Origin of the sequence: Pseudomonas putida (assembly GCF_028682635.1) — a bacterium.
Lineage (GTDB): Bacteria > Pseudomonadota > Gammaproteobacteria > Pseudomonadales > Pseudomonadaceae > Aquipseudomonas > Aquipseudomonas putida_AE.
In genome coordinates this window covers 1-26,953 of the sequence record NZ_JANHLK010000030.1, presented here as the reverse complement: position 1 = coordinate 26,953, position 26,953 = coordinate 1, and the positions used below count along the sequence as shown (strand labels likewise).

The following is a 26,953-nucleotide window of genomic DNA, read 5'->3' as shown; positions in this document are numbered from 1 at the left end:
GCTGCATAAGGCTCTCGGTTCTGGAGGTTAGGCATGTCGCTTGTGATGGTTCGTAAGATCAAACTGGACGTTGAAGAGGTGTTCCACGAAGGGGGGCCTCGCGCGTCGGTCCCGCTCAGGATTGCCGTCGCCACCGCCATCGTCACCAATCCCTATGCGGGAAAGTATGTTGAGGATCTGCTGCCGTTCATGCAGGAATTGAGAAGTTTAGGCGCACAACTGTCCGAGCAACTGATCCATGCGCTGGGTGGCGCCAGCCATGTACAAGCTTATGGCAAGGGCGCAGTCGTCGGCGAAGACGGCGAACTGGAACATGGTGCGGTCTGGCATGAAGCAGGCGGCTGGGCGATGCGTGAAGCGCTCGGTAACCCGAAGGCGATCGTGCCCGCGGCGAAGACCATCGGCGGCCCCGGATGCCGGGTAATGATCCCGCTTGGGCATATCCAGGCGGCCTATGTTCGCAGCCACTTTGGCGTTGCAGAAATGACCGTATGGGACGGCCCCCGCCGTGGCGAAATCGCGTTTGGTCTGGCCATGGCCACTGGCGGCAGGATTCATGCGCGGTTGGGCGGCCTGGCTGCCGCCGACGTGAAAGGCGAAGACGGCCTGCGTTGATTGCCGACGATTTAAAGCATGCTCCAAGTTATCAGCACTACAAAAACAATATGTGTATCGGAGAACATCATGACTGCAAAAACCATGCGCGCCGCACGCCTGTATGAAGGCGGTAAATCGATGGTCATCGAACAAGTGCCCGTTCCGCAGATTCGTCCAACCGAGGTGCTGGTGAAGGTCAAAGCGTGCGGGATCGTTCCTAACCTGCACAATATCCTCACCAATTGGGTGAAATGGTTCCCTCAGAATCCCTTGCCCAAACTCCCGGCGATTTTCGGACTGGACCCTTCAGGCGTCATCGAGGCGGTCGGCGCCCAGGTCTATGACTTCAAGGTTGGTGACCGGGTGTACGTCAACCCCGGCAGGCATTGCGGATCATGTCGGGCATGCCGCGCAGGCAACACCATTGCGTGCACCGCCTATACGTTCAACGGTTACTTCGGGTTCACACCTAAAAGTCCGCGCATGTTTGAAGACTATCCTTACGGTGGTCTTTGCGAATACATCCCTGCCCCGCAATACAGCCTGGTCAAACTGCCGGACAACCTCGGTTTCGAGACCGCTGCACGCCTGGGCTATACAGGTACGGCCTACAAGGCATTGCTCAAGGCCAATGTCGGTCCCGGCAGTACCGTGTTGATTAACGGGATCAGCGGTACGCTCGGTCTGGGCGCCGTCGTTCTGGCACTGGCCATGGGCGCTCGTAAAATCCTCGGCACCGCCAGAAACCAGGATCTGTTCCAGAAGGTGAAAGACCTTGCAGCCCCGGGCCGGATCGAAATTCACACCCTCGGTACAATTCCCACCAACGAATGGGCCTATGAAGTCACCCATGGCGAGGGTGTTGATGTGGTCATCGATGCCCTGGGTCCGGGCGCTCCCCACGAAAGCCTGACTCAGGCCCTGAAATCCCTTCACCGTGGTGGGCACCTGGTCAATATCGGGGCCATTGCAGGCGAAGTCCCTATCGACCTTCACTGGATAATGGACAACGACATCCAGATCAGCGGATCGGCCTGGTTCACCACCGGACAAGGTCAAGCCATGGCCGACATGGTTGAATCCGGCGTACTTGATCTGTCGTTGTTCGAAAACACAGCGTTCAGTCTGGAAGATGTCAACAGCGCCATTTCCGGTATCGAAAACCGCCATGGCGGCTTCAGTAACTACGTCATCTGCCCTTGAATGAACGTAGCGAGCGGAGTGGTATCTGCCCTCCCTCGCTGCCTCCCTGTCCGCTCATTGAGTAATGCGCATGAAAATAAGAAGAATCGTGACCGGCCACGACGAACAGGGTAACTCCGTGTTCGTTTCAGATGACTTTGCCCCAAGGGCTCAATCTTTTGCCTCAATCCCCGGGCATGCCATGGCGCAGTTGTGGGCGACACCAGCAAATCCGGTTCGCCTCGATCAAGAGCGAGATCCCACCATGGATTACTCTTCGCTGATTCCTCCGCAAGGTGGCACAAGCATCGCCATGTTCGATTTCCCACCAGACTCGATCATGCAGAACCCCGTCGATGGTGTCCGGGCCTATGAAGAGTTGGGGGCGGCTTTGCCTGGCCTGATCGAAAGCTTTGAAGCGGAAAATCCGGGCATGCACACCACCGCTACCATCGATTACGGAATCATTCTGGAAGGTGAGATGTGGCTGGAGCTGGATAACGGTAAGAGCCGCCTCGTTAAGGCGGGCGACATCGTCATTCAAAATGGTACACGGCACGCTTGGCGCAACAGAAGTGAGGGGATTGCCCGGGCACTGTTTGTGATGATCGGTGTGTCACTCCCAAAGAAAGAGGCTGTGTGATTTTTGATTATTCATCTCTCTGGTAAGGACTCTTATGGCCACTCTCGCCCTTCGACTACTCGGCATTTCAGGCAGCCTGCGTTCACAGTCTGCCAATACAGCGGTACTCAATACCCTCTCCAATCGATTAGGCCACCAGGCAGAAATGAGTCTCTTCGCACTGAATGACATCCCCCTTTACAACGCAGATCTCGAAGCACAGATGCTGCCTGCATCGGTGGCAGCGCTGAAAGAGGCCATCGCCCAATCCGATGGACTGGTCATTTGTTCGCCTGAATATAACTACGGCACTTCCGGCGTACTGAAAAATGCGCTGGATTGGGCATCCCGCCCGGGATTCAACTCACCGCTGAAAAATAAACCCGTGCTTATCATGACGTCTTCACCTGGCGTACTGGGCGGGGTGCGCGCTCAGGCACAGCTGCGGGAAACGCTGTCGGCAACCCTTTCCAGAGTCATTTGCAGCCCACAGATAGTCATTCCGGGTGTCAATCAAAAGATTCAGGACGGCAGTTTCATTGATGAAAAAACGATTAAGTTCATGCTTGCCGCCGTTGATGATTTGATTCGTGAAATCAAGGTTATCCCGTAGAAGTTCATCCGAGGCGATACCTATACCTCAGTCCATATACTTATCGCCTGTCAACCAAACCGGAAACACCGACTCTCAAAATCTGTGTCTGCCCTTCTTGCCTCTTTCCGCAGGACTCGATGGACTTAACCCTCAATCTACGCCTGCACTGACTGTTGATACCTGATCAGAGTATGCGCAGCGGAAGGGGGACGCTGCCATCAAGACGCAGCTCCATTGAGGGTTAAGGAATGTCGAGTGTAACCGTCCGGCGAAGTCATCTACCCGACTCTAGGGATAAGGGTGATGTTCTCCACTTAAAAATACGTGGACACCATCGCCCTTATCTTCCGGATTGAATTTAGAGAATTAAAACTGTCGCAATTGAACCCCGGAATCCCTGGGCTTCAGCCTTGTTTGGAGAAAGCGCAAAACAGTCGCAACGGGCGGAAATGCAGCTTGGGCGCCAGATGCTAGAGAATTAAAACTGTCGCAGCCTCCAACCACGCCGCTCCTGGCGGCTCGGCTGCGATTGGTCAACCTGTTGTGGCTCGTCGCTTTGCGCATCTGCTCGATTTCGGAGGAACAGTCAGAAGCCTATTCATCGTCGTCCCGCTTCACAGTCTTTCCTACTAATTAGCGCCCCAGCAGGTTGCGGCCAGGCTATGCCGAGCATGACATAAAGTCTCAGCTACGGGGCTTGGGCGCAGTGGCGCCGAAGCCCGGTATCCGGTAGTGACAGGGTCAGAAAGACCGACGCCTGCGATCAAGCGATTCTGGCGGCGACTGCTTCGACTTCCACTAGCGCGCCGGCCAATGGCAGGGCCACCACTTGCAAGGCCGTGCGCGCCGGCTTATTGGGCTGCTCGGGGGTACCGAAAAACTGCGTATACCCGGCTTGCAGCCCGTCGAAATCCAGCTTGCCGCCGGTTTCCTCGGCGCCGACCAGGAATACCCGCAACTGCACGATATCGCCCAGGTCCAGGTGTTGCTGCTGAAGGATCTTACGCAACTTGTTGAATACCGAAACCGTCTGCACTTCGGTGTTGCCATAAGCCGCTGGCGTGCCTGCCGGGGCTTGTGGGTCAGCGAGGTCCGGCAAGGTGCCGCTGACGAAGAACAGGCTGGCGGAGGCCGGTACGGTCACGGTTTGCGAGATCGGGAAATTGCCGACGCTGGTGCGTTGAATGCTGTCGCTCATGCTATGTCTCCTTAGGACGCGGCGAGGGCCGCTGTCTGTCGTTGTTGAACAACCCGTTCTGCCAATTGACCAACCACATGCCTCGCCGAGTTGGCCGCCGACTCCTGCCAGATGCCGACGCCGCTCTGCACCAGGCCATCGCCGGCGAAGTACACCCGACCGTAGGGCTCTTCCAGCAAGGCGCTGGCATCCGCCGGGAAATGCTCGCGTTGCAGCCAAGGGCCTTCGCTGTAGGGGATCTTTTCCCAAGACACCGCCAGCGGGTTGCACAGGTGGCGCGAGTAACCCGGGTGCAGCAACTCCACCGCCTCCCTAGAAGTGGCGTACTGTGCGTCGAATGGTTGCGCGCCAAACACGTCGGCGCCCTCCCCGGTCACATAACCCGCCACCAATAGACCGTCGCGGGTGTTCAAGTCGTTGCTGGGGTACCACAGTAGTCGCGCCGGGTGCTCGATCCAGGACAAGCCGCCGTAGGTGCGGTAATCGGTCTCCCAGAAGCGCGGGGATTGCCACGCCACCTTGGTTGCCTGGTCATTGCGGGTGCTGAGCAGGGCGGCCTTGATCGGGTCGCTGAAATCAGTATCGAGCATGGCCAGTAGCGGCAACGGCAAGGTGGAGACCAGGTAATCGGCGCGCACCACCTGTTCGCGACCGCTGTGTTTATCGTGGTAGGTGACTGCTACGCCGTCTTCGAGTTGGCGGATCTGCCGTACCTGGGCGCCCAGTTGCACCTGCTCGTTGACACGCTGGTAGAACGCATCGGTGATACGGTCCATGCCGCCGACAGGCTGGAACATCGTGGCCGAAAATTCCGGAAATTCGGAGTGCATCAATGCGCCCCATAACTCGGGATGCAACAACCGCTCGAGGTCAATAGGATGCAGGCTGGCCGGCAATGCCCCGGGGTGCGCAGGCGATTCCAGATGACCGGAACGCAGGCTGCCTTCATACGCCAGCTCCTGCGACAGGTCGCCATACACCTGCAGAAAAGCCAGCAAACGGGCTCGTTCTTCACTGCTCAATACATCGTCGAGGGCATCTCGCTGCACCGCCGTGGCCAGCAAGCCTGACAGGTGCCCCCGCGCATCGTTGCTTGCCTGGCCCACGGTGAATGCGGGCTGCGCCAAGTCTGGACGTACCTGGGCGCCATGGCTGCTGTTGACCAGAACTTCCAGGGGCACGCCCAGCTCACTGCAGTAGTCGAGGATCGTGCGGTGCTGGCTGGGGATCCGTGCCGCCCCGGCATTGAAATACAGGCTTGGGTCAAATGCCGCGGTTTGCGTGCGGCCGTCCTTGTAATCCACCCGGTCACCATTGCGTAGGGTCCAAGTGCGACCGCCCACCCGATCACGGGCTTCCAGCACTTGCACGGAGAACCCGGCGCGGGTCAGTTCCAGGGCGGTGACCAGCCCGGCTATCCCGGCGCCAAGCACCAGCACGCGGGTGCCCTGCCCCAAGCCTTCCTTGAGTTTCAAAGGTTGCGGTCGCCGGTGTGACGACGGCCCCAGCCCCAATACCGCCAGTGCATCCTTGACCGCTTCCCCCCCCCCTACGGCGGCGATGCTGGACAGCGCTTCACGTCGTGTCAGTCCCATATCCATTGCTCCCTTGTAGGATTCAATCCGGCAAGCCAGGTGGGTTGATCAGCGACTTGTCGACGCGCTCCACTTCCAGGCCCCAGCGCTGCAGCACCTGCTCGTATTGGCCCCCGGCAAGCGCGCCTTCCAGGGCGGTATTGATCGGCCTGACCAGGCCGTTGTCCTTGCGCGTGGTCACGGCGATATCGGCCTGCAACGGCCAGCCACCATTCACGGTGCCCACGCGTTTGATGCCGCCAGTGATCGCGGCCGAGTAGGCGTACACCGAGTTAGGGCCGAACAGCGCATCGCTGCGACCGGACTGCACGGCCAATTGCGCGGCGGCTTTGTCGTCGAAGTACTGCAGCAGCGCTGGCTTGAGGCCGGCCTTTTCATTGGAATCGTTCCACGCCAACAGGACTTTTTCCTGGTTGGTGCCGGAATCGACGATGATCTTCAGCCCAGCAATGTCCGACGCCTGTTGAATCTCGCTTATCTTGTTGGTTGTCTTGACGTAAAAACCCAGTACATCCTGGCGGTAGGTGGCAAAGTCAAAGCGTTTTTTGCGCGCTTCGGTCACAGTGACGTTGCTGATCACCGCGTCGAATTTGCCCGAGCTGACGCCCAGGGGCCAGTCCTCCCAGCTAGTTAGCACCACGTTCAATTGCAGCCCCAGGCTGTCGGCGATCAACTGCGCGGTATCGGCTTCGCTGCCGATGATGGTTTTGTCGTCGTTGGCCAGCAGCGCCAGTGGCGGCCCAGCAGTGGCGGAGACGGCCACGGTGAATTTTCCGGGCTGGGCGAACTTGAAGCCCGCCGGGATCTGCGCGATGGCGGCCTCGTTGCGTGGCACATGGATGCGCTGGCGGTCAGGGCTGAGGTCGACCTGTTGCACGGTGGAAGCGATGGCGCTTGGTGTAGCGATCAGCGGCAGGCCAGCGCTGACGGCAATCGCCAACAAGGCCACACGGGCGGTATTTACTAACATGGGCAGTACTCCTTGAAGGAATGGAAAACTCACAGCACCTTGCCGAGAAAGGCCACGGTGCGGGGATGTCGGGGTTGACGGAAAATCTGTTCGGGCGGCCCTTCCTCGATCAATTGGCCGTCGCAGAGAAACACCACGTGGTCGGCCACTTCGCGGGCAAAACCGATTTCGTGGGTGACGATCACCAGGGTTACGCCCAACTGTGTCAGGCCCTTGATCACGTCGAGCACCTCGCCGACCAGTTCCGGGTCAAGGGCTGAGGTGGGTTCATCGAACAGCAGGACTTTGGGGTCCAGCGCCAGAGCGCGGGCGATGGCAACCCGCTGTTGCTGGCCACCGGACAGCTGGCGCGGGTAGGCATCGACCTTGTCCGCGAGGCCGACCTTGGCCAGCAGCTCACTGGCGTTGGCTTGTGCCTGAGCCTTGCTCCAGCGTTTGTGGGCCAGAGGAGCTTCGGCGATGTTTTCCCAGGCGGTGAGGTGCGGGAACAAATTGAAGTTCTGGAACACGAAACCGACGTCGATGCGACGCTTGAGAATCTCGCGCTCCTTGAGCTCATAGAGCAGGTCGCCTTTGCGTCGATAGCCGACGTATTCACCGTCGATGGTGATGTGCCCGCTGTCGATTTTTTCCAGGTGGTTGATGGTGCGCAGCAGCGTGGATTTGCCCGAGCCGGACGGCCCGAGGATTACCGTGACCTTGCCCGGTTCAATGGTCAGGTCGATGTCCTTGAGCACCTGCTGGTTGCCAAAGCGCTTGCCCAGACCCTGGATCTGGATGCGCCCGGCGCGCAAGGCGGAAGCGACTTCACTCATGGGACTTCTCCTTGAGCCAGCGGCGCACGCGCTGCAACGGCGTCGGCGGCAACACTCTCGCGGTGCCCCGCGCAAAGTGGCGTTCGACGTAGTACTGGGCGCTGGTGAGCAAGGTGGTGATGATCAGGTACCAGACCGTCGCAACGATCAGCAACGGGATCACCGCCTGGGTGCGGTTGTAGATGACCTGCACGGTGTAGAACAGCTCCGGCAAGGCCAGCACGTAAACGATGGACGTGCCCTTGACCAGGCCGATGATTTCGTTGAAACCCGAAGGCAGGATCGAACGTAGCGCCTGGGGCAGGATGATACGGAACACCCGTCGCGTCGCCGGCAGGCCCAAGGCGGCAGCCGCTTCATGCTGGCCGGCGTCGACCCCAATCAACCCGCCGCGAATGATCTCCGCCGCGTAGGCCGCCTGCATCAGGCTCAAGCCCAGCACCGCCACGGTAAATTGACTGAGCACATCCACCGTCGACCATTCGGCGAAGACCAGGTCGGTGAACGGCACACCTAGGACGATGTGGTCGTACAGGTAGGCAAAGTTGTAGAGGATGATCAGCACCAGCAGTGCCGGCATCGAACGGAAAAACCAGATATAGCCCCAGGCCAGGCCCGCCAACAACGGCGATCCCGACAGCCGCGCCAGGGCCAGCGCTGTGCCGAAAATGATGCTGAACACCGTGCTGAGCAAAGTCAGCAACAGCGTCTGGCCTAGGCCGCGCAACACCGACGGCGAGAAGAACCATTGCCCGAAGACGTCCCATTCCCAGCGCGGGTTGGTGGCCAGGGAGTACACGATGGCCAACAGCACCAGCGCAGCGAAGATCGACCCCGCCCAGCGCCAGGGGTGCCGGGCCGGCACCACTTGCAGAGCCTTGATCGGGGTTGATACGCGGCTCTGGGGTACAGGGTAATCCGAAATCTCATTAATCAGGTCGTAGGGTTTGGCGACAATGGGCATGTTCTATTCCTCGCACGCTATGCGGTGCTTTTTCAGGTGCTAGCAAGTGCTGGCCTTAGTAGACGTGGGTCAACCGGTTGTAGTGGTACCCGCCGGCAAACCGCAGCGCGAATAGGCGCCGTAGCTGCTGACCATGGTGCTGCTCGGCGTCCTTTGTTTCTTCCTGCGCCTCAACTGTGCCTGACAGCATGTCCAACGCCAGCAGGGGCTCGATGCCAAGGCACGTTGTGAAACTTGCTTCATATCCACTCCAACAGTGGCTGGCATCGCAGCCACGAAACAAAATCGTGAAGTCGGGCATTCGCGCTGTCGTCGCGACAGCGCGGTGCGCGCAATTTCCAAGGGTGTATCAGCAGTCTGGACCACGTGTGAGGAGAGAGGCCGGCGAGGGGGCGGAGCAGTGCCCGTTGGCGATCGGGCTAAGCAGTTGAATAGGCAACATAAGCTGAACTCCCTTCCTACGTTTCTGTAGCGCGTGCCAGGGATTGATTGTCCTGGCAGGCGGCAGAATTCTGATCACGACGGGTACCATCCGAGGTAGGGGTAGGTTGTTGTAGCCAAACTTAAAGGAATCAATAACAAAAATATAATGCCTTTTTGCCATAAGCTAATATTCTTTTTTATCATTATTACTTTGATATTTTATTCATATAAATAATATTATAGTCATTAGTAAATTCTATTATTCTTGGGGCGCGGGGCCATATTTGCTTCAAGGCCCCACGAAACCTGTGACCGGTAGATTGCCCACTTCAAAAATTTCGCTCAGGTTGCCGCACCCCTCCTCCGATAGTCTTCGTGTGCATGGCCACTTGGACTTGCTACTCTTTAAATCTTGACGCCAAGAATTGCACCATCGGTTTCATTTGGAAGTGCGCACCATCGCCCTGAGATTCAGCAGAAGACGGCTATAGCACCTAACAGGTCAGCCCTAGGGGCGTCTTCGGGTTGGTGTAAATTAGCAACACCCGTGGTGTATGAAGATGTGATGGAGATGGGCATGGGCATGGGCATGGGCATGGGCATGCCCTGCGAGCGTACGCGCAGCATTATTCACACGGGTGATTTTTTGCGCGCCCATTCAAAAAACCCGTCTGTTCCTTCGGTGGGCCAACCCTACTTCGGTCAAGGCCTGTATCGCGCTCGCCTTGGCATCAGAAATGCGCAAACCGAGAATCACGTTTTTCCAGGCGCGCTTCCATGGCATCAGTCAGGGTTCCGGAAAAACCGCAGCGCGTTCCTTGGACACCAGCAACTGTTCGCTGTCGATGCTATCGATCAATAAGCCGAGGACGCTGTACATAAGCAGGCAGATCACGATCCCATCGGTGCGCATGAAGTCTCGTACGTCGATGGCCAGATACCCGATGCCGGCTGTGGTGTTGATTTGCACGATAAACACTAGCGCCAGCCAGAAATCCCCAGGGAATAACGCAAGCCAACGAAGATAAATAGGCCCTGCCCTTACGCCGCCGGCGTCTGAAACAAAGACCAGGCTTAAAATGCATATTGCTGATATCACCAATTTTTTATGATTCATTAATTTAATAATTAACTTAGAACAAAACGGCATTTCACACGACTGACTCGAGCGCCTACTTTCCACACCACGTCCGACCCCACGCCAGGAGGAGGCTTTCATTACACCTGCACAACGACAAGGAACTCCTCATGAGTATTGAATTCATCGGCTACATCGGCGGCCACCACGCTTCGGAAATTCACCCTCGCAGCGGCCCTACCCTACAACCCGACTATGTAGAGACAGTCGCCCGCGCCCATGAAGAAGCCGGCTTCGACCGCGCCCTCGTGGCCTTCCACTCGGACAGCCCGGACAGCACGCTGATTGCCTCGCATGCAGCCAGCGTGACGAAAAAATTGCAGTTCCTGATTGCCCATCGACCAGGCTTTGCTGCGCCAACGCTCGCTGCACGCCAGTTCAACACCCTCGACGTGTTCAATGGCGGGCGCACTGCAGTGCACATCATTACCGGTGGCGATGACCGTGAACTGCGTGCCGACGGCAGCTACATCGGCAAGGACGAGCGCTACGCCCGCACCGATGAATACCTGGACGTATTGCGCCAGGAATGGACCAGCGAAAAACCTTTCGACTATCAGGGCAAGTATTACCAGTTTGAAGGCGCGCACTCGGCCGTGAAGTCACCACAGCAGCCGCACATCCCACTTTATTTTGGCGGCTCGTCCGCAGTGGCCATCGAGGTCGCGGGCAAGCATGCCGATGTCTATGCGCTGTGGGGTGAGACCTACGAACAAGTGCGTGAAGTGGTGAATCAGGTGCGCGCCGAAGCGGCCAAGCATGGTCGCAGCATTCGTTTCAGCCTGTCGTTGCGCCCTATACTGGCGGACACCGAAGCACTGGCATGGGAACGCGCCGAGCACATCCTGCAACAGGCGACTGCACTGGCAGAGAAGAATGGTTTTGTCCGTCGCGAACCTCCCAATGAAGGCTCCCGGCGCCTGCTGGCAGCCGCGGAGCAAGGTTCGCGCCTGGACAAACGTCTGTGGACCGGGATTGCCGGCCTGCTTGGTGCTCAAGGCAACTCGACCTCACTGGTCGGCACCCCGGAACAAGTCGCCGAAGCCTTGCTTGATTATTACGACCTGGGCATCACCACGTTCCTGATTCGAGGCTTTGACCCGCTTAACGATGCCATCGACTACGGCAAACGCTTGATCCCCCTGACCCGCCAATTGGTGGCACAACGTGAACGCCAGGCGGCGGAAAAAGTCGCCTGATCCTCTCAATAAATCTGAGGGCCTCAAAAGATCGCAGTCTGCGGCAGCTCCTAGCCGGCAATGGATACACCCCTTGATTCGCGCTTGTTTCCAGGACCTGTAGGAGCTGCCGCAGACTGCGATCTTTTGATCTTTACCGCCAATTACTCTTTATAAGCCGTATCCGTCCGTTCCAACTGACGGATCAGCGCATCCCAATGACGCGCAACACCTGGTCCATCACCGCTTTTAAACACTTCAGCCTGCTTCTCGACCTTGGCCACGACCTCCGCCGGCGGGAAAATCAACTCAGCGTTACCGCCAGCCTGTGCCGCGATCTGGATGTTGCAGGCGCGCTCCAGACCGTGCAGCTGCTGGAACGCATGCTCGACACTGACACCTGCGGTCAGCAACCCATGATTGCGCAGGATCAACACACTTTTGTCCCCCAAGTCGGCCACTAGGCGCTCGCGCTCGTCGAGGTCCAGCGCCACACCTTCGTAACCGTGATAAGCCACGCGCCCGGAAAAACCAATGGAATGCTGCGAGATCGGCAATAACCCGTCACGCTGGGCGGACACGGCGATACCGTCACGAGTGTGGGTGTGCAGGACTGCTTGCAGATCCGGGCGCACGCCGTGAATGGCGCTGTGGATCACATAACCGGCGTAGTTAATGCCCAGGCCGGTAGGGTCATCGACGATCGTGCCGTCGATGTCGACCTTGACCAGATTGGAGGCGGAGATCTCGTCGAACAACAGCCCGTAGGCATTGATCAGGAAGTGCTCGTCGGGGCCTGGCACCCGGGCGGAAAAATGCGTGTAGATGTGGTCTGTCCATTTGAACAGCGCCGCCAACCGATAGGCGGCGGCCAGTTTTATACGCACCTCCCATTCTTCCGGGGTGACACGCTGACGAACATTTTTCGAGAGGCTCGATAACGGACTGACACTGCTCATGGCAAAACTTCCTGGATGGCCTTAAGGATCTCCAGCAAGCCTATGGGAAGCCAAATAATAATAAAAAGCACATTTTAATCTAAGCTAATTATCATTTATTTTTATGATATTTTCGTCACGCTGCGCGCTTGATCTTCTGCAGCGAGCCCGCGACCAGTTTGCCAAAAGTGTCGACCGGGCCTTGCAGGTTGCCGAGGAAATGCGGGTAGATCAGCCACAGGTCCATCACCGGTTTGAAATCCTTGAGCGGCATGGCGGCCAGTTGATCGAAATGCGCGCTGCGCTCCAGCAAAGGACGCGGGACCAGCCCCAATCCAAGACCGTCGGCGACGAGCCCCAACTGCAATTCGGTGCCGAAGGTTTCCAGGTTGACCCTCAAGGCCAGCCCCTGGTCTGACAGGGTACGTTGCAACCCGGCGCGGAAACCGCAGCCATCAGGGTTGAGAACCCAGCCACTCTGGTAAACGTCGGCCAGTTTGCACGGGCGCTTGGGCAATTGAGACTTGGCGCACACCACCACCAGCTCCATTTTGCCGATCGACTCACCGACAATATTGTCCGGGAAAATCTTGCCGGCCGGGAACAGTGCAGCTGCAGCGTCCAGCTCACCGCGCTCGATCTTGCCGACCAATTGACTGCCCCACCCCGTGACAACCTGGGCTCGCAGGTCAGGGTATTCGACGCGCAGATGCTTGAGTGCGTCGAGCAGCACCACATCGCCGATGGTTTGTGGCACGCCCAATCGCAGCAAGCCCGTAGGCGGCGCATCCGTGGCAACCAGCTCGCGCAGCGCGTCCATTTCCCGCAGGATCAAACGGCACTGTTCATACACTCGCGTACCGATCAGTGTCGGCCGCAACGGCTTGGTATTGCGATCGAACAGCTCCACGCCCAGTGCCTGCTCGAAGTTCTGCACGCGCCGCGTGATGGCCGGCTGAGTCAGCTGTAGCGACTCGGCGGCATGGCTGATGGACTGGCAACGAATCACCTCGACGAAGGCATCGATATCATCAATTTTCATTTGGCCCGCACATAGAGAACAGTCAATAAGATGTTTGAAAAGCATAGTTCTATTGTTGGGATCTGGATAGCCCGATGCGCTGAAGTGGAACATTGATAACGTCAGAAGCTAGATTTAATGTTTTAAATTCCATTCAGCTATATGCTAATTATTAAAAAATAGCATATTAACCATAATCATTATGCTTAAATTATGGCATCTACTTTTCAACACGAACAATGGAATCGCCATGACCCAGGTCCGACACCCAGAGAGACTCAGAGCGTTCATAGGCGCCTTGGCGGAATTGATCGACAGCAACCCTCGTGAGGGCGACCTTTTGCATCGGGGTGGCAAGCTGCTGTCGCAACTGGTCAGTCATGACGACTGGTTGCCGGAAGAATTCGCCCAGGCAGACCCGGAGCGCTATCAACAGTTTTTGCTGCACGCCGACTCCCGGCAGCGTTTCAGCATCGTCAGTTTTGTCTGGGGGCCGGGGCAAAGCACGCCCATTCATGATCATCGAGTTTGGGGGCTCATCGGCATGTTGCGCGGCGCAGAATATTCGCAAGGTTTCGAACGCCATACCGACAGCAGCCTGATCGCCGATGGCAAACGCGTTCATCTGCTGCCCGGCCAGGTCGAAGCCGTGTCGCCCAAGGTGGGTGACATTCATCAAGTCAGCAATGCCTTCGACGACCAGGTCTCCATCAGCATTCATGTGTACGGCGCCAACATCGGTGCCGTGCGGCGCGCGGTGTACCAACCCGACGGCAGCGAAAAACTGTTCATTTCCGGTTACTCCAACACCTTTCTACCCAACATCTGGGATCTGTCCAAAGAGAGCTAAACCCTATGAGCCCAACGCCTGACAAACGTGTACTGAACCGATCCTTCGCCGACATTCGCAAGGCACTGCTGAACAAAGAAGAACTGGCGTTAGTGGATGTGCGTGAAGAAGCGCCCTTCGCAGAGTCGCACCCTCTGTTCGCGGCCAATATTCCCCTGTCCAAACTTGAGCTTGAAGTGTATTCGCGGATTCCGAGGCTCGACGCGCCGGTGACGGTCTATGACAACGGTGAAGGTTTTGCCGGCACCGCCGCCCAGCGTCTGCTGGACCTGGGGTACCTCAATGTCAGCCTGCTGGAAGGAGGGCTGGACGGTTGGCGCAACGCCGGTGGCGAGCTGTTCATCGACGTCAATGTGCCGAGCAAGGCTTTTGGTGAACTGGTGGAAAGCCGGCGCCACACACCGTCCCTGGCCGCCGAAGAAGTCCAGGCGCTGCTCGACAGCAACGCCGATGTGGTGGTGCTCGATGCACGGCGTTTCGATGAATACCAGACCATGAGCATTCCCACCGGCATCAGCGTGCCCGGGGCGGAACTGGTACTGCGTGCCCGGGAACTGGCACCCGACCCGGCCACACGGATTATCGTCAACTGCGCCGGTCGCACCCGCAGTATCATCGGAGCCCAGTCGTTGATCAACGCCGGCATCGCCAACCCGGTTTCAGCGCTGCGCAACGGCACAATTGGCTGGACCCTGGCCGGCCAGACACTGCAACACGGCCAGTCGCGCCGGTTCGCGCCGACCAGCGAAGAACATCGACACAGTGCCGCCCAAGATGCTCGTCGCGTTGCCGACAAGGCCCTGGTCGGTCGCGCAAGCCTGGCAGACTTGCAACGCTGGCAACAGGAACCGACCCGCAGCACTTACCTGTTCGATGTGCGCACGCCAGAAGAGTTTGAAGCCGGTCACCTGCCCTCCGCCCGCTCGACGCCTGGCGGTCAACTGGTGCAGGAAACCGATCATTTCGCCAGTGTGCGTGGCGCGCGCCTGGTGTTGGCCGACGACGATGGCGTGCGCGCCAACATGTCAGCCTCATGGCTGGCGCAACTGGGCTGGGAGGTGCACGTGCTGGATGACCTACAGCCTGAGCACTTCAGCGAACACGGCGCGTGGCACGCGCCGGTCCCCGCACCGCAACAGGCCGAGGAAATCAGCCACGAGACCCTCGCCCAATGGCTGGCCCATGGCGATACGCGGGTACTGGATTTCACCAGCAGCGCCAACTACGTCAAACGCCATGTTCCCGGAGCCTGGTGGGTGTTACGGGGTCAGCTACGCGAAGCATTAGCCAGTGTGCCCACCGCACAACGCTATGTGCTGACGTGTGGCAGCAGCCAGTTGGCGCGGCTGGCGGTTGCCGAAGTCGAGAGCCTGACCGGCAAACCGGTGTTCCTGCTCAAGGGCGGCACCGCCACCTGGATCGCCGCGCAACTGCCGCTGGAACAAGGCGAAAGTCACCTTGCGTCGCCGCGCATCGACCGCTATCGCCGTCCTTACGAGGGCACCGATAACCCGCGTGAAGCCATGCAGGCTTACCTGGACTGGGAGTTCGGGCTAGTGGACCAACTGGCCCGCGACGGCACCCATGGTTTTTTCGTGATCTGAGCCACCCATTAGCCTACGCCTAGACCGGCGCGGGGCAACGTTCCTCATCGACCCCTTTCTCCAGGCGGAGGTGACAAACGTAGCAAGACCCGCCTGGAGCCTGCATCCAATGACGATCACCTCGGCACACACCGCCGCCCAATCAACCTTAGATCTGGTCACCGATGTATTGGTCATCGGCGGCGGGCTGGCCGGCACATGGGCGGCTGTGAGCGCGGCCCGTGAAGGCGCCCGAGTGCTGAAAACCGCGCTGGGTTATCTGTCGGGCAACTATTTGATTGCCGCACGACATGCCGCTCTGGAGGACCCGCTACGCGCCCAGGCCTTCCAGGATTACCTGCCGCGTCAGGCACGCACGCTGGAGTGGATCAACAACAACCCAGAGCCCTGGGCTCCCAAGACGGCGCAGCTGCTGGGGGTCCACAAAGCGATGTTTCTCGACATATACAACAGCCGCAGCCATCCATTGAGAATCATCGAGGTGAACAACCTGGCCATAGCCTCGCACCAGGAAGTCGCCGACCTGTTCGTCGACGCCGGCGTCTTGTGCGAACGGTTCGACGTAAATCCGCTGTGGGACAAAAATTTCCGGTTGCTGCCGTCATGAGCCGCCTTCCAACCTTTTTGATCGAGTGATTTCACCATGAGTCTTTCTTCTCAATCGGCCTCGCACGTGCGATCGGTCGACGTGGCCAAATTCGAGTTGCTGCTGGACAGCATCAGCCAGGAACTGGGCGCTACGGCACACCTGTACGACGAAAGCGGCGCCTTCCCCCATAACAACTTCAAGTTGTTGCAAGCACATGGGCTGGTCGCGCTGACCGTACCCAAAGTCCTTGGCGGTGGCGGTGCAACCTTGCTGCAGGCGCGCCAGGCCATCAGCGCGATTGCCAAGGGCGAGCCTTCAACTGCGCTGATCCTGGTGATGCAATATATTCAGCATGCGCGTTTACAGGACAGTAAAAACTGGCCCGAAGCGCTGCGCCTGCAAGTGGCTCAGGACGCCGTTGAGCGAGGCGCATTGATCAACGCATTGCGCGTCGAACCCGACCTAGGCACCCCGGCCCGAGGGGGATTGCCGGCGACCATTGCCAGGCGAACGTCGGCAGGTTGGCGTATCAGCGGCCGGAAAATCTACTCCACCGGCAGCCATGGCCTAACCTGGTTCAGCGTCTGGGCTCGCAGCAATGATGAAGATCCGCTTATCGGTGCCTGGCTGGTACACAAGGACACTCCTGGCATCAGTATCATTGAAGAGTGGGACCATCTGGGCATGCGCGCCACCTGCAGCCATGAAGTGGTGTTCGACAACGTGCTGGTGCCGCTGGATCACGCCGTCAACGTCAGCCCCTGGAGCGCACCGCAACCGGAAATGGATGGCGACGGGTTCCTGTGGATGTCGGTGTTGCTGTCGTCGGTCTACGACGGCGTCGCTCAAGCGGCGCGCGACTGGTTCGTCGAGTGGCTGGAACAACGCAAGCCGTCCAATCTTGGCGCGCCGCTGTCGACCCTGCCGCGCTTTCAGGAAACCGTTGGCCACATCGAGACTTTGCTGTTCGCCAACCGCAGCCTGCTTGACGCCGCCGCCGAAGGTCACACATCGGCGAGCCACGCAGCGCAATTGAAATACCTGGTGACCGGCAACGCGATTCGCGCTGTCGAGTTGGCCATCGAGGCGTCAGGCAATCCCGGCTTGTCCCGTCACAACCCCCTGCAACGGCATTACCGCGATGTGTTGTGCAGTCGCGTCCACACCCCCCAGAACGATGCCGTGCTGCAAGGCGTCGGCAAAGCCGTCTTTACCCTGCGCCAACAAAAGGAACGCCCATGAGCCAACTCGTTATCGCCAGCCAACTAGATACAGATTTCAACGAAGTCATCCGCCAGCGCCTCGCGCTAACCCACCCCGGGGCCGAGATACTCGACGTGCCAGCCGGTGTCCCCAGCGACCTGCCGACAGAGGTGAGTATTCTGCTGGTACGTCCAATCAATGTGCGCGGCTATCTCGCGCCGGACACCGCGCCGCCTGGCTGGCCCTATAGCTTGAAGTGGATTCAGGTGGTGTCTTCCGGTATCGATTTCTACCCGAAATGGCTGTTCAACGGCCCACCGGTGAGCACCGCGCGCGGCAGTGCCGCCGATAACGTCGCCGAGTTTGCCCTGGCCGCGATCTTCGCCGCCGCCAAGCACCTGCCGGACATTTGGGTGCATGACTCCCAGTGGAATTTCACCGCGCTGACACCGCTCAAGAGCTCCACGCTGGGGATTCTCGGGTTCGGCGCAATTGGCTGCAGCCTCGCGACCAAAGCCCAGGCACTGGGCATCAACGTGCTGGCGTTGCGTCAGAGTCAAACGCCGTTCGAGGTCGAAGGCGTCGAAGCCGCTCAGGACATCCATGACCTGTTTGCCCGCGTTGATCACCTAGTGCTGGCCGCGCCACTGACCGCCGAGACCCGGCATATCGTCAACAGCGCGGTGCTCTCCAGCGCCAAGCCCGGCCTGCACCTGATCAACATTGGCCGGGGTGGCTTGCTTGACCATGGCGCGTTGCTGGAAGCGCTAGACAGCGGCTCCATCGGCCTGGCCTCGCTGGACGTCACCGAGCCCGAACCGTTGCCCGACGGACATCCCCTATATTCCCACCCAAGGGTTCGCTTATCGCCCCATACCTCGGGGGATTCCACCAACAGCCGTCATGAGATCGCCGACATCTTCCTGGCCAACCTTGAGCGCTTCCTTACTGGCCTGGCACCAGAGAATTTGGCGAACGTACAGCGAGGGTATTAAGCACAAACAATTATAAATGTAGGAGCCAACGGTGCGACGATTCGACTCGCTCGCGATGTCGTTCTGCAAACCAACGCAATTCTCCCGGATCTACCCAGATAGAAAGTAAGCGTTCGGCGATCTCACCTTCCGGACTCTCGCTCTAAGGGCGATGGTGTCCGCGTATTTTTAAGCGGACGCGATCACCCTTATCGCGAGGAATTCCATGCGCCAACGAAGCTCTTATCCGAAACCATTCAAGGCCCAGGTCGTTCAGGGATGCTTGCAGCCCGGAGCATCGGTTTCCAGCGTCGCCATCAGCCACGGAATCAACGCTACGTCACCCGCAAAGCCGTCTCTGGTGTGCACGACGTAGAGTTCTTCGATCATGAGTTCGCGCAGCACTACGGGCGAGTGAGTCGTAAGGAAATACTGTCCGCGCTTATCTTCCCTGATGTGCTTGATTAGCCGGGTTAGCTCCAGGCCAAATTCCACTTCGTCGAACAAGGTGATATGGCCTTCCTCCAGACCCACTTTCTGGATACCGCACAGAAGCATGCGCTTTGATCCAAAGCCCAGCTGACGCAACGGCATTTCACCATCATGCAGGACAAGCCCACCCACCTTCAGATTTATCGAGCTCAGATCGAGGTGCGCCTTATAGGCGCCGACCACGGGCTCCCCTAGGAGCTTGGCGATTTTCTGCGACTTCAACGCCGCAACGTCGAAATTCTTCAGGGTGGCAGACCGGTCAACATCCAACGACGATCTAGCCGTTCTCGAAGCGTCTGCTAACAGCTCATTCAGGCTTTGTGCTGTTGTCAGCTTTGCCAGAGCAGTCCCCGTGGCCCACGAAAGCTGCTTCTCACTTTACGCGACAATCAAGCCCACGCTCACGGTGTTTCGGTCAGCTTGCTCGAACGGAATACCTTCAGGACTTCGGTCACAGACCACGACCCACTTCGGCTCCAAATCCTTCTCCACCGTGAATCGTATGGTCAGTACATTTTCCAGATGGTCATCCGGCTCGTCCGTGAGCTCGAGCGCGTCTCTGTCCCAGCCTCGAAGATAGTACCCATATTTGTTGAGCGAGCAGAAGTCGTCGACAAGGTCGCCAATGGTTACTTCGATAGAGATGGAGTCATCAATCTTGCACTGGTAGAAGTCAGAGTCACTGAGCGTGAGGTTCCATTGGGGGTGGAACGCATAACGGATCGCATCCAGTATCGTTGACTTGGACGAATCGCCTTTCCCAATGGGGCAGAAAATGCGAGCTTTCGGAAGGCTCCACTCTAGTTTTCTAACCCCTCGAAAATTCTTGATCTTCAGTTTTCTAATCTTCACCGAGCAGCGCCTCCTTGCACCTCATCTGTCAAAGTGGCGCTAGATACCGATGCCGCGCCCCACTGACTCCCCTAAGCACAGCCAGGAAAGGCCGTTCGCCCCGCTCATCATAGATGCATCTTGGAAACGTGGGTAAACGCTCTGCAAGATGTATCCAGCCCTCCCCCACCGTAAACCCGTATGCTGGAACGTTCGGCGAGGTGTGTTGAGCGCGAGCTCGCGCCCTATTAATAATTAATGTCTGAATCGCCCCATTTTTTGCACACGAAGCCCGTGAGGCGCTCCAGTTTGAAAGCACATCCGGCATGAAGGGTGTGATTTAACTCGCAATCAAGCTCCGCAACCAGTCGATAAAATCTCGGGCGGTTTGGCTCAGTGGGTTTTGCCGGCTGCTCAATCAAGACAGGCAAAGCCAGATGTAATTTTAAAAAAAAAATATATTGAACGAAATTTTTAATCGTTCGATCTTAAACGCTCTAAAGTTTAGTGCGTGCGCAAGGATTTGTTCAATACCTGCTGCATTTGAGAACATGAAGTGCCGACGCCGCCTAAACCAAGTGACTACGCGAAAGACTTGATGGCAGCGTCGGCTTTTCTATGTCATTTTCTGACAGAGACATTTTCTAAGTATTACCGACCAACTAACTCCAGATTGCCTTCGTTGTATCGATTACCCGCAGTTTTTCCTACCGGAATAACCGCATCCAGCATCTCCATTTCCGATTTCGAAAGGGCTATCGACGCCGCTGCTGCATTCTGCTCAAGGTACAATCGTCGTTTCGTTCCAGGAATTGGTACGATGTCTTGGCCAATGTGCAACAGCCAAGCCAGAGCGATCTGACCAGGAAGCACTCCTCGATCAGAGGCGAACTCTTTGATTTTCAACGCTGCTCGCATATTTTCATCAAAGTTTACGCCTTGCAGGCGAGGGTCATTGGTCCTTCGGAAATCACCTTCCGGATACTCTTCTGCCCGCTTTGCCGTACCGGTGAGAAAACCTCGACCCAATGGGCTGAATGGGACAATTCCGATACCCAAGGAACGAGCGACAGGGAGGACATCAACTTCAAGGTTTCGCTCCCAAAGAGAATATTCACTTTGTAACACCGACACAGGAAATACCTTATGTGCACGAGTAATAGTTTCGGCATTCGCCTCAGAAAGACCGAAATATTTGACTTTTCCGGCCTTTACAAGATCGCCTACCGCACCAGCAACATCCTCAATTGGAACTTCAGGATCGACCCTGTGCTGGTAAAGAACATCGATATAGTCCGTTTGAAGTCTCCGAAGAGCTGCCTCAACGACTTGACGGATATGTTCCGGCCGGCTATCAGTCGGCCCACGGCTTGGATCTTCGATGGAAAATCCAAACTTAGTTGCTAAAATAACTTCCTTCCTTCTCCCAACAATTGCGCGACCTATTAACTCTTCATTTGTGTAGGGGCCATAAGCTTCAGCGGTGTCGAGAAAGTTACAGCCAATATCAATCGCGTGGCGAATGGTGGAAATGGACTCTGACTCGTCAGCGTAACCATATTCGCAGGACATACCCATACAACCTAAACCAATGGCAGAGACTTCCAATCCTTGCTGCCCGAGTTTTCTTCTAGGTACCATTTATTTTAACTCCTGGGTTGGGCCGAGCGGCAGCTCGACCATAAATCAGAAAGATCCGTAATAGTCAGGCCTCAAGGATCGCTTGTTTGACGATAGGATCCCAAAACACATACTAGAACCTGCCATCAACAAGGGATGATCAGAGAAGTCATTTGATCTGACCTCACGATGCTTCGCCCATGGTCTTGCACCTTCGAATGCCAAAATCGGGGGGCCCCTCAAAAAAACCTTAAAAATTTAAGCTCCGCCCGAACGCGCAATTTTGCCCACCCACCAAGCTCTCATTGGCGTCGACGTGGGGCCTGAGCACCTCAATCCAGCACCTTAACCAAATTATGCGCTGCTACTTCGCCGCACGAGTCAAAGGTTACAGGTCGGAAATTATCAACTCATTGTTGAATAATCAACAGATATTTGAAATAAATGCGAAAATGAGAAGCGAAAGAAGCTAGACTCGGCAACCGCCCTCCTAATAGGCGGACTGAACCAATTGACTATTAAAGGTTTTGCCATGACTGATGATATTGACAACGTGTTGATCACTGCGTTAATGGAAGACTCACAGCGCTCACTCAAAGCTCTGTCGCAAATCATCGGACTTTCCGCGCCAAGTGTTGCCGAGCGCTTACGCCGTCTTGAAGAACGTGGCGTACTCAAAGGCTATACCGTCGAGATCGACCCCAAATGCTTTGGCTACCAATTGCAGGCCATCGTCCGCATCCGTCCCTTACCGGGCCAGCAACAGGAAGTGGAGCGTCAAATCCAGGCGATTCCCGAATTCATAGAATGCGATAAGGTCACCAGCGATGACTGCCTCATTGCGCGCCTACATGTACGGACAATGGAACAGCTGGAGACCTTACTCGACCGACTCAATACCCATGCACAAACCAACACTGCCATTATCAGGAAGACTCTAATCAAGCGCCGGTTTCCACCGATGGCATGAAGCGCTGTTTGAATTTCAATGGCGCGTTATCTGAAGGGACAAAGGTGCATTAGCCGTAACCACTGAAGGCCTTAGCACGGGTTCAACTAATGCATTTATGAGGCAATAATCTTGTACCAGCTTTCAGGGCGTGCTTCTGTATCGCACTCTTGAAAAACCACTTCTCCCAACTTCCGGTGCTATTGAAAAAGCACAAGCTGGCCATGGCATTTTGCAGGTCATCAATAACCATCTGGGCGCCCGTGCTTTTAAACTGAATGAAAGCCTGAGCTTCCCAGATAAAGCTCACAAATCTCAATCTTCATTTAGTGAACATCTAATTTACCCGTACGCCACCAAACAATCGTGATCAACGAAGGAACGCTACTCCACCGCTCTGACCATGTCTTCGATGACTTTCTTAGCGTCGCCGAATACCATCATGGTTTTGTCCAGGTAGAACAGTTCGTTGTCCAGACCAGCATAGCCGCTGGCCATCGAGCGCTTGTTGACGATGATGGTCTTGGCTTTGAACGCTTCAAGGATCGGCATGCCGGCAATCGGCGATTTCGGATCGTTCTTCGCGGCCGGGTTGACCACGTCGTTGGCGCCCAGCACCAGCACCACGTCGGCCTGGCCGAACTCGGAGTTGATGTCGTCCATCTCGAACACCTGGTCATAAGGCACTTCGGCCTCGGCCAGCAGTACGTTCATGTGGCCAGGCATACGGCCAGCAACCGGGTGGATCGCATACTTCACGGTCACGCCGCGATGGGTCAGCTTCTCGGTCAGTTCCTTAAGTGCATGCTGGGCCCGTGCTACCGCCAGGCCGTAGCCCGGAACGATGATCACGGTGTCGGCGTTGGTCAGCAGGAAGGTCGCGTCGTCAGCCGAACCGGATTTCACCGGACGAGCTTCCTTGGCGCCTGCGGGACCTGCGTCGGCGGTATTGCCGAAGCCGCCAAGCAGTACGTTAAAGAAAGAGCGGTTCATCGCCTTGCACATGATGTACGAGAGGATCGCACCGGACGAACCTACCAGCGAGCCGGCAATGATCAGCATCGAGTTGTTCAGCGAGAAGCCGATACCAGCCGCTGCCCAGCCGGAATAGCTGTTGAGCATCGACACGACGACCGGCATGTCGGCACCGCCAATCGGGATGATGATCAGCACGCCAAGCACGAAGGCCAGCGCCAGCATCACGCTGAAAGCGGTGTAGTCGCCGGTGAGCATGAAGGTCACGCCCAGTGCCAGTGTGGCCATGCCCAGCAGCAGGTTCAGCTTGTGCTGACCGCCGAACTGTACCGGCGCGCCCTGGAACAGGCGGAACTTGTACTTGCCCGCCAGCTTGCCGAACGCAATGACCGAGCCGGAAAAGGTGATTGCACCGATGGCTGCGCCGAGGAACAGCTCCAGGCGGTTACCGGCCGGAATCGCATCGCCGAGGTTCTGGACGATGCCCAGCGACTGTGGCTCGACTACCGCGGCCACGGCGATGAACACCGCCGCCAGGCCGATCATGCTGTGCATGAAGGCGACCAGTTCCGGCATCTTGGTCATTTCAACGCGTTTGGCCATGATCGTACCGACAGTGCCACCGATCAGCAGGCCGACGATTACGTAGATGATCCCGTCATGGGCCAATTCGGCACCCAACTTGTAGATCAGGCCGACCGTGGTGAGGATCGCCAGGCCCATGCCGAGCATGCCGAACAGGTTGCCGCGACGCGACGTGGTTGGGTGCGAGAGTCCCTTGAGCGCCTGGATGAAGCAGACCGAGGCGATCAAATACAGGGAAGTAACCAGATTCATGCTCATGCTTGCTGCACCTCAGCCTTGACTGCTTCGGCCTTGGCGACGGGAGCTTTGGCCGCTTTCTTCTTGAACATTTCCAGCATGCGCCGGGTGACCAGGAAGCCACCAAACACGTTGACGGCGGCCAGGGCCACGGCCAGGGTGCCCATGGTCTTGCCCAGCGGGGTCACGGTGAGGGCGGCGGCAAGCATGGCGCCGACGATGACGATGGCGGAGATGGCGTTGGTGACGGCCATCAGCGGTGTGTGCAGTGCAGGTGTCACGTTCCAGACCACGTGGTAGCCGACATAGATAGCCAGCACGAAGATGATCAGGTTGTAGATACCGTGAGAGATCAGCATGTCTTCCATTGTTTTTATCCTCAGCCGTTCTTGCGCACGATCTGGCCGTCGCGGCACATCAGGCACGCGGCGACGATATCGTCTTCAAGGTTGATCACCAGTTGTCCTTCTTTATCGAACAACAGTTTCATGAAGTCCAGCAGGTTGCGGGCATACAGTGCCGAGGCATCGGCGCCCACCGCGGCTGCCAGGTTGGTCGGGCCAACGATGGTCACGCCGTTTTCGATGACTACCTGATCGGCTACGGTCAGCGGGCAGTTACCACCTTGAGCAGCCGCCAGGTCGATGACCACCGAACCCGGTTTCATCTGCGCTACTGTTTCTGCGCTGAGCAGTGTCGGTGCCTTACGACCCGGAATCAGTGCCGTGGTGATGACGATGTCCGCCTGCTTGGCGCGTTCGTGCACGGCTACGGCCTGGCGCTGCATCCAGCTCGCTGGCATAGGGCGCGCATAGCCGCCGACACCGACGGCGCATTCACGCTCTTCATCAGTCTCGTAAGGCACGTCGACGAACTTGGCGCCGAGGGATTCGATCTGCTCCTTTACTGCAGGACGCACGTCAGACGCTTCGATAACCGCACCCAGACGCTTAGCCGTGGCAATCGCCTGCAAGCCGGCCACGCCCGCACCGAGAATCAGCACGCGCGCCGCTTTCACGGTGCCCGCAGCGGTCATCAGCATCGGCATGAAGCGTGGATAGTGATGAGCGGCCAGCAGCACGGCTTTATAGCCGGCAATGTTGGCTTGCGAAGACAGCACATCCAGGCTCTGGGCGCGGGAGGTGCGAGGCGCAGCCTCCAGGGCAAAGGCAGTAATGCCGCACTCGGCCATCTTGGCGATGGTTTCGTTGTTGAACGGATTGAGCATCCCCACCACAACGGTGCCGCTCTTTATCAGCGCAAGCTCGCTGTCGCTGGGGGCGACTACCTTCAAAATCAGCTCTGCACCAAACGCCTCACTGGCGCTGCCAATGACCGCTCCAGCGGCTACATAGGCACTGTCGACAACGCTGGCATTGACGCCGGCGCCGCTTTGTACAGTGACCTTGTGACCCTGGCCGATGAGCTTCTTGATGGTTTCGGGAGTTGCAGCAACCCGTGTTTCACCGGTCTGGGTTTCGAGAGGAACACCAATGTGCACGTCAAATCTCCAATGGATATTTGGGCGCCAAAAAAGAGGCGCAACTTTTCCTACGGACCTTCAATAAATACTTTCAGGGAAAGCGAGCTCTTGCATCTGAGACAATATGTAGCTGGTGTAGTTAATGAGAGGTTTCTGGTACCAAAAACGCGCCAGCCAACTCACCAAAGGTAGTAGCGGACTACCCGGTACTCCCAAGTGACACTGCATCTCGCACAAAATTAGTTGCCTTGGACGGTTGCTAATAAGGGATTCCGGTTAGACAAACCTTCCCCTTTCACATCGGCCGCCGAGGACTCAAGGCACTGCCCTTCATCGGCTTTTTGTGTCGGTATGCTCTACGTCAACTAGCGGGTGGTGCATCCTGTCGACATTAGTCAAGCACCGGTAGGAAAAGTCGCTTTTGCACCTTGGCGAACCGACGGATCTGGAACGTTCAGGCGTGGCAACTCATACACTCGGTTCACAGCTTCTATGCTCGATTTTAGGAGTTTGTTAGAAATGTGCGCGACGGTTATTGGCGACCATTCCACCAGCAACTGGGTGTCTTCCCAAAACCTAAGATACGCCCTCCGCAGAAGAATTTTTTTCTTTTTTTTTTGAATTAATGTCATTAAAAGTCAAAAAAGCAATTTTTAATCAACAAATAGGTGAATTATAGCTTCATTACGAACAGAGGCCGGTTCAGGGAGGAGTTTGGTCACTAAATTTCGTTTGAAACCTCACTTAAAAAACGGCCCGCGGAGGCCGTTTTTTTTGTTTAACGTCAAGGCTTAGCCGCCGAGGTACGCATCACGCACTTTCGGATCAGTCAGCAGCGCTTCACCGGTGCCTGTCATCACCACTCGGCCGTTTTCCAGCACGTAGGCGCGGTCAGCGATTTTCAGGGCCTGGTTGGCGTTCTGTTCAACTAGGAACACCGTCACACCGTCCTTGCGCAGCTGTTCGATGATATCGAAGATCTGCTGGATGATGATCGGGGCCAGGCCCAGCGAAGGCTCGTCGAGCAGCAAAAGCTTGGGCTTGCTCATCAGCGCGCGGCCGATGGCGAGCATTTGCTGTTCGCCGCCGGACATGGTGCCGCCACGCTGGCTGAAGCGCTCTTTCAGGCGCGGGAAAAGTCCGAGAACCTTGTCAATCTGTTCCTGATAATCGCCCTTGTCGGTGAAGAATCCGCCCATGGCGAGGTTTTCTTCAACGGTCAGACGGGCAAACACCCGACGACCTTCCGGGACCACGGCAATGCTCTTGCGCATGATGTGCGAAGAATCCTGCCCGACCAGTTCCTCACCCATGTAGCGGATGCT

General features: G+C 57.2%; 26 protein-coding genes and 3 pseudogenes. 12 read left to right on the top strand and 17 right to left on the bottom strand.

The features are described from left to right. The first annotated feature begins 33 nt into the window (after window positions 1-33). From NPS56_RS26375 to NPS56_RS26360, 4 genes are all read left to right on the top strand, one after another. Window positions 34-615, top strand: a complete 582-nt coding sequence (locus NPS56_RS26375) for an amino acid synthesis family protein (RefSeq protein ID WP_274077360.1) — start codon at window positions 34-36, stop codon at window positions 613-615. Between the two features lie 69 nt (window positions 616-684). Beyond that, on the top strand, window positions 685-1,800 hold the full coding sequence (locus NPS56_RS26370; RefSeq protein WP_274077359.1) for an alcohol dehydrogenase catalytic domain-containing protein: 1,116 nt from the start codon (window positions 685-687) through the stop codon (window positions 1,798-1,800). Window positions 1,801-1,870: 70 nt separating this feature from the next. Continuing rightward, window positions 1,871-2,422 carry a cupin domain-containing protein gene (locus tag NPS56_RS26365; protein ID WP_274077358.1) on the top strand — a complete coding sequence of 184 codons (552 nt, stop codon included), beginning with the start codon at window positions 1,871-1,873 and terminating at the stop codon, window positions 2,420-2,422. Window positions 2,423-2,456: 34 nt separating this feature from the next. After that, on the top strand, window positions 2,457-3,014 hold the full coding sequence (locus NPS56_RS26360; protein ID WP_274077357.1) for an NADPH-dependent FMN reductase: 558 nt from the start codon (window positions 2,457-2,459) through the stop codon (window positions 3,012-3,014). Between the two features lie 745 nt (window positions 3,015-3,759). On the opposite strand, the gene NPS56_RS26355 is transcribed toward NPS56_RS26360, so the two are convergent. The 8 genes and pseudogenes from NPS56_RS26355 to NPS56_RS31435 all read right to left on the bottom strand — a co-directional run. Next, window positions 3,760-4,194 (bottom strand): RidA family protein, encoded by a 435-nt coding sequence (locus tag NPS56_RS26355; protein ID WP_274077356.1) that lies wholly within the window; start codon window positions 4,192-4,194, stop codon window positions 3,760-3,762. Window positions 4,195-4,205: 11 nt separating this feature from the next. Further along, window positions 4,206-5,789 carry a flavin monoamine oxidase family protein gene (locus NPS56_RS26350; RefSeq protein ID WP_274077355.1) on the bottom strand — a complete coding sequence of 528 codons (1,584 nt, stop codon included), beginning with the start codon at window positions 5,787-5,789 and terminating at the stop codon, window positions 4,206-4,208. Between the two features lie 22 nt (window positions 5,790-5,811). Further along, on the bottom strand, window positions 5,812-6,759 hold the full coding sequence (locus tag NPS56_RS26345; RefSeq protein ID WP_274077354.1) for an ABC transporter substrate-binding protein: 948 nt from the start codon (window positions 6,757-6,759) through the stop codon (window positions 5,812-5,814). A gap of 29 nt (window positions 6,760-6,788) precedes the next feature. After that, window positions 6,789-7,574 carry an amino acid ABC transporter ATP-binding protein gene (locus tag NPS56_RS26340; RefSeq protein WP_274077353.1) on the bottom strand — a complete coding sequence of 262 codons (786 nt, stop codon included), beginning with the start codon at window positions 7,572-7,574 and terminating at the stop codon, window positions 6,789-6,791. Next, window positions 7,567-8,538, bottom strand: a complete 972-nt coding sequence (locus NPS56_RS26335) for an amino acid ABC transporter permease (RefSeq protein ID WP_274077352.1) — start codon at window positions 8,536-8,538, stop codon at window positions 7,567-7,569. The genes NPS56_RS26340 and NPS56_RS26335 overlap by 8 nt, the downstream gene beginning before the upstream one ends. A gap of 55 nt (window positions 8,539-8,593) precedes the next feature. After that, window positions 8,594-8,839, bottom strand: coding sequence for a hypothetical protein (locus NPS56_RS26330; RefSeq protein ID WP_274077351.1), 246 nt, complete (start codon window positions 8,837-8,839; stop codon window positions 8,594-8,596). A 795-nt stretch (window positions 8,840-9,634) separates the two neighbouring features. Further along, a pseudogene (locus NPS56_RS31220) lies at window positions 9,635-9,817 on the bottom strand (sulfonate ABC transporter ATP-binding protein); the annotation flags it as partial. After that, window positions 9,806-9,984 (bottom strand): annotated as a pseudogene (locus NPS56_RS31435) (ABC transporter permease); the annotation flags it as partial. The pseudogenes NPS56_RS31435 and NPS56_RS31220, both read right to left, overlap by 12 nt. Before the next feature lie 225 nt (window positions 9,985-10,209). Between NPS56_RS31435 and NPS56_RS26320 the strand changes: the two are divergent. Next, complete coding sequence (locus tag NPS56_RS26320) at window positions 10,210-11,298, top strand: LLM class flavin-dependent oxidoreductase (RefSeq protein WP_274077350.1); 1,089 nt, start codon at window positions 10,210-10,212, stop codon at window positions 11,296-11,298. Window positions 11,299-11,441: 143 nt separating this feature from the next. On the opposite strand, the gene NPS56_RS26315 is transcribed toward NPS56_RS26320, so the two are convergent. Both NPS56_RS26315 and NPS56_RS26310 read right to left on the bottom strand, forming a co-directional pair. After that, complete coding sequence (locus NPS56_RS26315; RefSeq protein ID WP_274077349.1) at window positions 11,442-12,236, bottom strand: class II aldolase/adducin family protein; 795 nt, start codon at window positions 12,234-12,236, stop codon at window positions 11,442-11,444. A 115-nt stretch (window positions 12,237-12,351) separates the two neighbouring features. Further along, window positions 12,352-13,257 carry a LysR family transcriptional regulator gene (locus NPS56_RS26310; RefSeq protein ID WP_274077348.1) on the bottom strand — a complete coding sequence of 302 codons (906 nt, stop codon included), beginning with the start codon at window positions 13,255-13,257 and terminating at the stop codon, window positions 12,352-12,354. A gap of 229 nt (window positions 13,258-13,486) precedes the next feature. Between NPS56_RS26310 and NPS56_RS26305 the strand changes: the two genes are divergently transcribed. From NPS56_RS26305 to NPS56_RS31430, 6 genes and pseudogenes are all read left to right on the top strand, one after another. Then, window positions 13,487-14,086, top strand: coding sequence for a cysteine dioxygenase (locus NPS56_RS26305; RefSeq protein WP_274077347.1), 600 nt, complete (start codon window positions 13,487-13,489; stop codon window positions 14,084-14,086). Window positions 14,087-14,091: 5 nt separating this feature from the next. Beyond that, window positions 14,092-15,690, top strand: coding sequence for a rhodanese-related sulfurtransferase (locus NPS56_RS26300; protein ID WP_274077346.1), 1,599 nt, complete (start codon window positions 14,092-14,094; stop codon window positions 15,688-15,690). Window positions 15,691-15,799: 109 nt separating this feature from the next. After that, window positions 15,800-16,297 carry an FAD-dependent oxidoreductase gene (locus NPS56_RS26295; protein WP_274077345.1) on the top strand — a complete coding sequence of 166 codons (498 nt, stop codon included), beginning with the start codon at window positions 15,800-15,802 and terminating at the stop codon, window positions 16,295-16,297. Between the two features lie 36 nt (window positions 16,298-16,333). Continuing rightward, complete coding sequence (locus NPS56_RS26290; protein ID WP_274077344.1) at window positions 16,334-17,521, top strand: acyl-CoA dehydrogenase family protein; 1,188 nt, start codon at window positions 16,334-16,336, stop codon at window positions 17,519-17,521. Further along, window positions 17,518-18,477: a D-isomer specific 2-hydroxyacid dehydrogenase family protein gene (locus NPS56_RS26285; protein WP_274077343.1), complete on the top strand. Its 960-nt coding sequence runs from the start codon at window positions 17,518-17,520 to the stop codon at window positions 18,475-18,477. Before NPS56_RS26290 ends, NPS56_RS26285 begins: the two co-directional genes overlap by 4 nt. A 205-nt stretch (window positions 18,478-18,682) precedes the next feature. Further along, window positions 18,683-18,742: pseudogene (locus tag NPS56_RS31430) on the top strand (hypothetical protein); the annotation flags it as partial. On the opposite strand, the gene NPS56_RS26280 reads toward NPS56_RS31430, so the two are convergent. From NPS56_RS26280 to NPS56_RS26270, 3 genes are all read right to left on the bottom strand, one after another. Continuing rightward, window positions 18,730-19,080, bottom strand: a complete 351-nt coding sequence (locus tag NPS56_RS26280) for an AAA family ATPase (protein ID WP_425313649.1) — start codon at window positions 19,078-19,080, stop codon at window positions 18,730-18,732. The pseudogene NPS56_RS31430 and the gene NPS56_RS26280 overlap by 13 nt on opposite strands. 246 nt (window positions 19,081-19,326) lie before the next feature. Continuing rightward, a complete protein-coding gene (locus NPS56_RS26275) occupies window positions 19,327-19,800 on the bottom strand; it encodes an ATP-dependent nuclease (protein ID WP_274077341.1) in 474 nt (157 codons plus the stop codon). A gap of 630 nt (window positions 19,801-20,430) precedes the next feature. Further along, window positions 20,431-21,420 (bottom strand): aldo/keto reductase, encoded by a 990-nt coding sequence (locus NPS56_RS26270; protein ID WP_274077340.1) that lies wholly within the window; start codon window positions 21,418-21,420, stop codon window positions 20,431-20,433. Between the two features lie 511 nt (window positions 21,421-21,931). Here NPS56_RS26270 and NPS56_RS26265 point away from each other — a divergent pair. Next, window positions 21,932-22,369 (top strand): Lrp/AsnC family transcriptional regulator, encoded by a 438-nt coding sequence (locus tag NPS56_RS26265; protein ID WP_274077339.1) that lies wholly within the window; start codon window positions 21,932-21,934, stop codon window positions 22,367-22,369. A 363-nt stretch (window positions 22,370-22,732) separates the two neighbouring features. Here NPS56_RS26265 and NPS56_RS26260 read toward each other — a convergent pair whose 3' ends face one another. The 4 genes from NPS56_RS26260 to NPS56_RS26245 form a co-directional block, all read right to left on the bottom strand. Further along, window positions 22,733-24,166, bottom strand: a complete 1,434-nt coding sequence (locus NPS56_RS26260; RefSeq protein ID WP_274077338.1) for an NAD(P)(+) transhydrogenase (Re/Si-specific) subunit beta — start codon at window positions 24,164-24,166, stop codon at window positions 22,733-22,735. Beyond that, window positions 24,163-24,513, bottom strand: a complete 351-nt coding sequence (locus NPS56_RS26255; protein ID WP_274077337.1) for an NAD(P) transhydrogenase subunit alpha — start codon at window positions 24,511-24,513, stop codon at window positions 24,163-24,165. The genes NPS56_RS26260 and NPS56_RS26255 overlap by 4 nt, the downstream gene beginning before the upstream one ends. A gap of 11 nt (window positions 24,514-24,524) precedes the next feature. Next, entirely contained in the window at window positions 24,525-25,646 is a 1,122-nt protein-coding gene (locus tag NPS56_RS26250) for a Re/Si-specific NAD(P)(+) transhydrogenase subunit alpha (RefSeq protein ID WP_274077336.1), read from the bottom strand. Window positions 25,647-26,419: 773 nt separating this feature from the next. Further along, on the bottom strand, window positions 26,420-26,953 hold a 534-nt coding region (locus tag NPS56_RS26245; RefSeq protein ID WP_274077335.1), incomplete at its 5' end, for an ABC transporter ATP-binding protein.